The following is an 8,549-nucleotide window of genomic DNA, read 5'->3' as shown; positions in this document are numbered from 1 at the left end:
GAAACCAAAGATTTCTCTCTACTTAAGACCTGACCGATGATAGCCAGTTTAAATTCCAGACTATACTTAATTTTTCTGCTCATAAAATGCTCCTATTAAAGTGTCCAACTTTTTGGGGGCAGTCCAAAGTTGTGGGTTTTTTGCATTTAGAGCCGGGCGAGAAGTTCATCCTGAACCTGTCGAAGGAAACTTTGACCATAAAAACTGGCCTATTCGTGTAATTTTTTTTGCTTACTTTTCTTAAAATAGTAACTTAGCCGCTGCTAAAGGGTAATTTCTTAAAATCTAAATAAACAATTAAACATGTACAGTTATGCTCTCATCAATTTCTCAACTCGTCCGGGCTATTCCAGTTTACCCCTTGTCAGAACTTCTGAACAGCAATGTATTTAGCGGATCTTTTGGGCAACCTCATCCAAATCAAGCGGTAAAAGTACTAAGACTTCGTTCGCCTAAATAATGGCGGATCTGCCCCGCTTTTTTATCATTTTACCAATTGATCAGTCCACTCCTGCTTTTTCCAAAATAAAACTAACATGATGCTTAATGTGCATCTATAAAAGATTAAAAAAATATAAACAATTCAAATTAATCAAATGAAAAAAATTATTATCATTCTATTTTTCTTGTGTCCGTTTTTATTAAAGGCTCAATATGGTAAAGAAGTTATAGCTAATGCCTCGCAACAGCTTTATGTGTATTTAGGAAGTTTTGCTCCTAACGATGCCTCTAATTATCAAAAAATGAAGGTAGAAATCCTGGGCGGAGCCTGGGAATCCTATCAGACCGGTGAAACTGTTTTTTACATCTCAAATCGCAATGAGTTAAGAATAACCAAATTTACGAATGGAGGCCTGTCAGACCGGTATTCGCTTCATGCCTATAACAACCCGAACGGGAACCTCGATTTTTACCTGATTACCAATAGCTGGACAGCCATGGCAGTAAAATCATGTATGCTTGGCGGTAATGCAATTCAATTGATTACGAACACCGTTAGCGAAACACTCCCGTCTGGCCTGGTTGAAATTACCCCTTTAAATATTCGACCAATACAAACAAGTGACCATGATGGGAATATGGCCATTAACATGGCAAGTACCGATGCCAATTATAAATTATCGGTAAATGGGAAAATCCGTACCAAAGAGGTAAAGGTAGAAGCGGCCAACTGGCCGGATTATGTTTTTGAGGAAGGTTATGATCTTGGAACACTGAAAGGCTTGGAAAGTTACATTAAAGTCAATAAGCATTTGCCCGGGATTCCATCTGCAAAAGAAATAGAGGCAAATGGGATTGCAGTAAGTGAAATGTTGAAATTGCAGCAGCAGAAAATAGAAGAGCTGACTTTGCATTTGATTGAGAAAGATAAACTACTCTCAATAGAAAAGGAAACGAACAAAAAGCAACAGGCGCAGATTGATAGCGTGATAAAAGAGCTGACAAACATGAAGAAAAATAGAAGAAGTCGCAGTTAATCTTCCTTGGTGATCCAAAGTTAATTATCCCTGAACTTGAAACAAGATACTGAGCCTCCAGCACATGCTATCCAGCGCTTTGCTTAAGATAAATTATTGCAAGGCCCAGCCGTTTATTAGGCTTTGTTGCGATCATCAGAGTATGGAGACAATTTTAATAATATCAGAGAAAAAGCATGGTTCGTCACTTCAAAAGCATCGTTCGTCAAAAAGATTTGGTAATCTTTTGAATGTGAATTATTTTGCTAGCCAAATACAAACCGGTACCAACTATTTACTTTTTTATGCTAAAAATTACACAACAGCGTGCAATTTCGATTTTACTTGCGATAACTGTCTTCCTATCCTTATTATTGATTGGTAGCTATTTTATAAACAATAAAAAAATAGCTTATGTAGACTCGATGAAAATATATAACGGGTATGTAGGGATTAAACAGGCAAAGGCCGAATTTGAAAAAGAAGTAGAATTTTACAAAAGCAGAACCGATACTTTAACTGCCAGGGCTAAAATTGCAATCTTAAAAATGGAGAAGTCGGGGAATAATCATGCTGAATACAGCAAGTTGTCAGATTCTGTACAGTTTTATAAAAGGCAGCTCCACGATTATCAATCTGCAATGAACGAATCCTTAAAACAAAAAGAGTCGCAGCTTACCCAAAAAGCCATGCTGAAACTAAATTCTTTTTTAAAAGAATACGGCAATTCTAATGGGTATGATATGATACTGATTGCCAATCCCTCGGGTACAATTGCTTATGCAAAAGATTCATTTGATATTACTGACGATGTTTTAAAGGCTGCAAATGAAAAGTTTTAACCTGTTATTGGTAATTATTTCTTTGTTGCTCTTTTTTTCCTGTAAAAGGGAGATGAACCGCGAACAGCTTAGGGCATATATTTACGATGATAGTAATGGTTTGAAAAAAGTTTACCAGGACAAGAATGGGTTGCTTTTTGAAACTTACTTGATCCGTAAAGAGTTGATTGAATCGGGAAAATTCAAAGGTGGCGAAGCAGCGAATGATTCCCTGGTTTATTTTATGCTATCCTTTAGCAAGAATGGCCGCGAATTACTTGGACAGGGCAACGATTTTAATACTTATGCAACATTGATCAACAATTTGAGTTTTAACGCCGCTGCTTATTGCCAATTATTGGTGAATGAAAAAGACACCTTGAAATTAAACAACAGCAGTTTCGTAAATACTTTTGGAACTGCTTCTGCAAATAACCTTCTTTTGGTTTTTAAAACTAAAAAGCTGGTAGGTGATTATACCTTACTGTTCGAAGATATTGGTTTCGGAACAGGCAACCAAAAATTTTTATTCCGTAAAAAAGATATTCAACATTTAAATCGTATAGTTCTCAAAAATTAACATGCTCTTCTATGTTCAAAAAAACTCCAATTAGGAAGATTATAGCGCTTACGCTTACTTTCTGTGTATTGAACAACATTTTAACGCCAAGTTTGGTGTTTGCACTCACAGCAGGTCCCGAAAATCCTGACGTAACCAGTTTTGAACCTGTTGATACTACCGATATGGTGAATTTATTAACCGGAGATCTGGCCTATAATATTCCATTATTGGAAGTGCCTGGTCCTGAAGGGGGGTATCCATTATCGCTTTCTTACCATGCGGGCATTATGCCAGATGAAGAAGCAACCTGGACAGGTTTGGGATGGAGCTTAAGCCCTGGTTCAGTTAATCGGACAGTTAGCGGTTTTCCGGATGATTTTAACGGCCAACAGAATGTAGTGCGAGATTATTGGGCTGGTGGCAATACTTCTACTACATCAGTTGGTGTAAACATTGGTCTTACTGGAGCGCTCTCAGCCGAATTTGGATTAAGCATCTCGCACGATACTATGCAGGGCACCGGAATTGGTGGTTATATTGGTTTGAGCGCAGCGCCTGATTTTGCAAAATTCGGGGGAGGATTTGGAGCCTCCGCTTCCATTGGTTTATCTTTTGACCCTTTTGGCGGAACATCAATATATGGAGGAATAGGAATTGGTTATAGTGGAGCTATAGGTAAATCGGGAGCTTCCTTGGGGGGAGGACTAAATATTGGTTTTTCGGCAAACTCTAAGGGATTTAATATGGGAGCCGGCGTTGGCTTAAGCGCAGGACTAAGTAGACCAGGGCATGCAAATTCAGCATTTGGAAACATGTCACAATCCTTATTGGGCGCATCTATCAGTTCCAGGGGTGGGGGGATCAGTTTAACCACTGGTGGGGGTTATAGCAGTGTAGAAAATGTAAATGCAGGTAGGATACAGACCCAATCGCGAGGTTGGGGAATCAGCATTCCGGTATGGTTTGGGATATCCATTTCCCTAAAGCGTAATTTTACCCGTTACTGGTCTGATGAAACTTCTTATGTACGTACTTTTGGAACACTAAATTATCCCAAAATCGCTGAAGACATTGGTTACTACAATACTGAATATGACAGTTACTATTTAGCAGATATTAACGATCCTAATTACACCCTGTTAGGCAAGAATGACCCAGTTAAATCAACAGGTGGTACTTTTCCTGATTATGATACTTACTCGGTTTTGGGGCAGGGTATTTCTGGTTACATGAGGCCTTATGGCTATCAGATGCAACTGGTTGGAAAAGGTAAATACTATTCTGGTTATACCACCAACAGAACTCAGGTAGATACAAGGGAAGAATATATCTGCGATTTTGACTGGACAACAGGGAATGATTACAACTGTAGGACAGAAACCTATTACACCACGCATATTAATAATCCAGATAAGCTAAATTTTAGGTTTATTAACGATTTTTCTAATAACTACATTCAGCAAAGTCCTCTAGTTAACAGCCTTTCTAACATCAATTTCGATGCTAACCCTACGCATGGAAATAATGATGGCAATTATGGCTATGACCCCACTACTGAACGGTTGGCTTCATCTAAAAATATCGAATATTTTACCAATGATGAGATCAAGAATGGTTCTGCAAAACTTAAAGGTTTTATCAATACACAGGCATCAGGCTTTGATCGGACCAAAAATCCGGACGGCTCAAACATTACTGCGGAGGACCGTAGGATTGGTGGTTTCATGATTACCAATGAAAGTGGTGTTACTTATCACTATGCTTTACCGGTTTATGCTTATGATGAATTAACCCGTACAGAAAATACTTATGGCATTCAGAACTATAATCAACAAACCAGGCCAAACCCTTATGCCACTACCTGGCTTTTGACTGCTGTTACGGGTCCGGATTATGTAGATACCAATAACAATGGATTAACAGATCAGGGCGATTGGGGTTACTGGGTGTCTTTTGAGCATGGCAAATGGACTGGTAATTATAAATGGCGTAATCCAGGTATGGGTAAAAAGAAGGATATGGATGCCCGTTTCCAATATTTTTCTACAGGGAAAAAAGAGATTTATTATCTCGACGCTATAGTTACTCCATCTCATATCGCACTTTTTGAGAAAGAGATAAGGGCCGATGGAAAAGGTACTGCTAGTAACAATTCAAATGATCCATATAATGGAATGCCTCCTAGCTTGCTTAAATTAAATAATATTATTCTTATTAATAATAGTGCTTTACCAAATGGATTAAATGGCTTAAGAACATTGTCAGGTGCATATAACAATTATGGCATACACTTAGGCAATAATATTATTGATAAATTCGATATCGCTCAACTGGCCTTATCACAAGAAGATCTTTTACGAAAGATTCACCTCGGATATGATTATTCCTTATGCCCTCAAACACCAAATAGTTTTGATGAGGCTGGCTCACTTTATGATGTAGCAAATACCAATACTTCAATTATGCCACGTTTGGGCAAATTAACGCTTAATCAGGTTCAATTTTTAGGTAAAGGGGGCGAAGCCAATATACCTGCCATGACGTTTGAATACGAAATCCCTGACGATCGTGTTACCACATCCCAATCTGTAGAATATGTTTCAAAAAAGGCAAATTCCGATAATTATATCTTTACGATCCCTGCATTTAACGATATAGGGCAATATGATGGCTTTAAAGAAGGCGAAATGATTAAATTCAACTTCAATGGAACAACTTTTTATGCACTTATTAAACAGGTGGTTAATTCTTTTAATGCGGGAGGTCTAACCACACGTAATTTTGAGATTAAATTTTTGGCAAGTCCGCCTTATTTTCCTCCTGGTCACGACAAATACCAATGGACCACTACTAAGAATCCACCATACCTTGCAGATAATTATGATATGTGGGGCATGTTTAAAGGAGATTTTCAGGCCTTTAGTGGTAACGAAAATTTAACCCGGTTGCCTTCCAAAGCTTCAGCACAATCTGTAGATGCATGGTCGCTAAGAAGAATACATCATGCCCTGGGTATGACTACTGATATTGTTTACGAATCAGATACCTATAATAAAGTTGCCTTATACCGCAATGCCGCAATTCAGGTTAGTGGTGTAGTTAATCTTGGTAATTCCAGTATCCAGATCAATTCGACTGGCGATTTTGGTATTGATTTAAGAGACTTTATTAAACCTGGCGATAGAGTAAAAGTAAATTTGACCGGAACCTATGAAGTTGCAGGTTATGATGACCAGTATGGTAACCCTACCAATGTTCAGCAGCCTATCAATCCGAGTTCGGGCGATACACCTTCATTATTGGTTACCAGCGTTTCGGAGAATTATGTCGTTATAAATGATCCCGGCTTTTATAATCAGGTATTTGTAGATCAACCCAATGCCAGCTATAGCCATGGAAATATGACAGCTGGCGGAATAGGAAATAATTATGGCGGTGGCCTCAGGGTTAAACAGGTGATCAACCGAGAGCCGATAACCAATGTTAAAATGGCTGTAAACTATAATTACAATCGTCCCGAAAATCCGGGTTTAAGTTCTGGAACCACTTCTTATGAACCACTCGGACTTGATGCGGTTGAATTACGCGGGGGAGCTGATCAGGTAGATATGCTGAAGTCTTTTTCCAAATTGCTGGGTATTTCAAGAGAAGTGCCAGCACCTGGCATTATGTATGAGTATGTAACCGTAACAACTGAAAGGACTACAGGTAATATAACAGTGCAACAGCTTGGAAAAACAGAATATCAGTTTGAAGTATTTAAAGAAGGCATGGTGGGGGTATGGAATTTGAATCCGGTAAAAACACAGTACCAGGAAATGTCGACTATTCTTTTACAAAATTATGCAAGTAGAATAGGTAATCTCCGCCGGATGATCCAATATGATGTGGATGGGAATAAACTTAGCGAAGTGGTAAACCATTATCTGCATGATGAACAACAGGGGCAATCTGCCGATGCGAACAGGGTGGAATATGAACCGCTATTGGCCCGCTATAATAAGCAAGGGTTAATTATAGAGCAAACAGTTGAAGGCAGGTACAATGATGGTAAATCCAGAGCGGTATTATCAACGAGGGCCAACTATCCATCTGTAATGACGGGAACCACCAGTATAGATTATAAAACAGGTATTAAAACAAATAGTAAGACACTTGCATTTGATTTTTACTCCGGACAACCTGTTAAAACGTTAACAACCGACAGTTATGGAAACCGTTTTGTAAGCGAAAGTAAACCTGCTTATCGCTTTTATCCAGATATGGGTCTGAAATTCATCAATACCAAAAATGCCAACATGTTAAGCCAAACGGCCGAAGAGCTGGTATATAGGGTAGATCAGAACAATAACCCAATTGGGCTGTTATCAGCCAATGCGACTACCTGGACCAATCAATCTGTTTTACTGAATGATAGCGAGCAAGAAGTAAATTCTAAAAACGCACACAGCTCGGAACCGAACATCTGGCGTAAAAGCCAGACTTACCAATGGATGCCACAGGAAAGGACCGGGGGGATAACCAATTGGACAGAATTTGCTTCCTTTTTTAACAGTGGGCAGAGTTTACCGAGCTGGAGTTTGACGGGCCAGATTACCTTGTATAACAAATATTCTAGTGCATTGGAAGCGAAGGATATGAATAATAATTACGCTTCTAATAGAATGGGGTACCGCCAATCGAAAATTGTGGCGAGTGCAAGCCCAGCTAACTATTATGAAATGAACTACACCGGTTTAGAGGACGAAGCGATTGGCTCAGGTATATTGGCAAGAGGATTTTATTTAGGAAATGCCACGTTGGTACAGAATGTAAAACATACCGGTGAAAAATCGGCCATGATTAATCCTGGTCAGTCTGGGATTAGTTATGCCATAAATAGCAACAAATTAAAATCTGGCCGTAATTATAGTGCTTCAGTTTGGATGAAACAGCAGGGAGATGGTTCATCTGCAGGTTTATATTACAGAATAAATGGAGGTACTATGGTAACAGCAGTAGCCAATGTAAGTAAAAAAGCTGGCGACTGGTATTTAATAAATTTACAAGTACCTGGAAGCAATATACCATCAAATGCCAATGTTGAAATAGGATGTTTTAATAACGGGCCAGCCGAAGCTTATTTTGATGATTTAAGATTTAAACCGATCAATGCCAGTATGAATACTTATGTATATAACCTCAAATCTGGCGAATTGGAATATACATTGGATAACAGCAATATATTTACCCATTTTCAGTATGATAGCCAGAGCCGTTTGGTTAAAACCTACAGAGAAACCTTCGGTTATGGTGTTAAACCTGTGGGCGAATTTGTATATAACTATGCAAAATCACTCAAGGGTACCTGGCAAAATACGGGGATAGAAAGATGCCAAACCATTAATGGCGCTACTACAGGTTTACGGGAGATACAACAGGTAGATGTAAATATTTTGAGTACGACCTACCTGCAAAACAGGTGGGTTGTTGATGGCAGTTCGTCGGCCTGCGGTGCTAATCCCGAATCATGCGCTGGTCCAGACCGTAAATACATCAATGGAACCTGTATGACGGGTTATAAAGAATACACAAGGTCTGTAAAGCATACTTTCGATAACAATTACACCTGTTACTTCTGGTACACTTTCCCGGATGGAACACATAGCCCGGAATATTCAGAAGAAAATCCTTATGAATGTAATCTAAGCTGGTAAATCTAAAATTAAC

4 protein-coding genes are annotated in these 8,549 nt (G+C 38.8%); all 4 read left to right on the top strand.

The features are described from left to right. Positions 1 to 596 precede the first annotated feature (596 nt). The 4 genes from ACFSR6_RS03940 to ACFSR6_RS03925 all read left to right on the top strand — a co-directional run bounded on the left by ACFSR6_RS03940 (position 597) and on the right by ACFSR6_RS03925 (position 8,536). On the top strand, positions 597 to 1,478 hold the full coding sequence (locus ACFSR6_RS03940; RefSeq protein ID WP_379075225.1) for a hypothetical protein: 882 nt from the start codon (positions 597 to 599) through the stop codon (positions 1,476 to 1,478). Positions 1,479 to 1,762: 284 nt separating this feature from the next. After that, complete coding sequence (locus ACFSR6_RS03935; RefSeq protein WP_379075223.1) at positions 1,763 to 2,299, top strand: OmpH family outer membrane protein; 537 nt, start codon at positions 1,763 to 1,765, stop codon at positions 2,297 to 2,299. Then, positions 2,286 to 2,858: a hypothetical protein gene (locus ACFSR6_RS03930; protein WP_379075220.1), complete on the top strand. Its 573-nt coding sequence runs from the start codon at positions 2,286 to 2,288 to the stop codon at positions 2,856 to 2,858. Before ACFSR6_RS03935 ends, ACFSR6_RS03930 begins: the two co-directional genes overlap by 14 nt. A gap of 11 nt (positions 2,859 to 2,869) precedes the next feature. Further along, a complete protein-coding gene (locus tag ACFSR6_RS03925; protein ID WP_379075217.1) occupies positions 2,870 to 8,536 on the top strand; it encodes a hypothetical protein in 5,667 nt (1,888 codons plus the stop codon). The last annotated feature ends 13 nt before the right edge of the window (positions 8,537 to 8,549 follow it).

The sequence above is a fragment of the Pedobacter vanadiisoli genome, from assembly GCF_042684385.1.
GTDB classification, from domain to species: domain Bacteria; phylum Bacteroidota; class Bacteroidia; order Sphingobacteriales; family Sphingobacteriaceae; genus Pedobacter; species Pedobacter vanadiisoli.
The sequence above is the reverse complement of the archived record's forward strand: the minus strand, read 5'-3'. Positions and strand labels throughout refer to the sequence as shown.

Coding starts and splice junctions, on each gene's coding strand:
- ACFSR6_RS03940 (WP_379075225.1), top strand. CDS start 597: ATGAAAAAAATTATTATCATTCTATTTTTCTTGTGTCCGTTTTTATTA.
- ACFSR6_RS03935 (WP_379075223.1), top strand. CDS start 1,763: ATGCTAAAAATTACACAACAGCGTGCAATTTCGATTTTACTTGCGATA.
- ACFSR6_RS03930 (WP_379075220.1), top strand. CDS start 2,286: ATGAAAAGTTTTAACCTGTTATTGGTAATTATTTCTTTGTTGCTCTTT.
- ACFSR6_RS03925 (WP_379075217.1), top strand. CDS start 2,870: ATGTTCAAAAAAACTCCAATTAGGAAGATTATAGCGCTTACGCTTACT.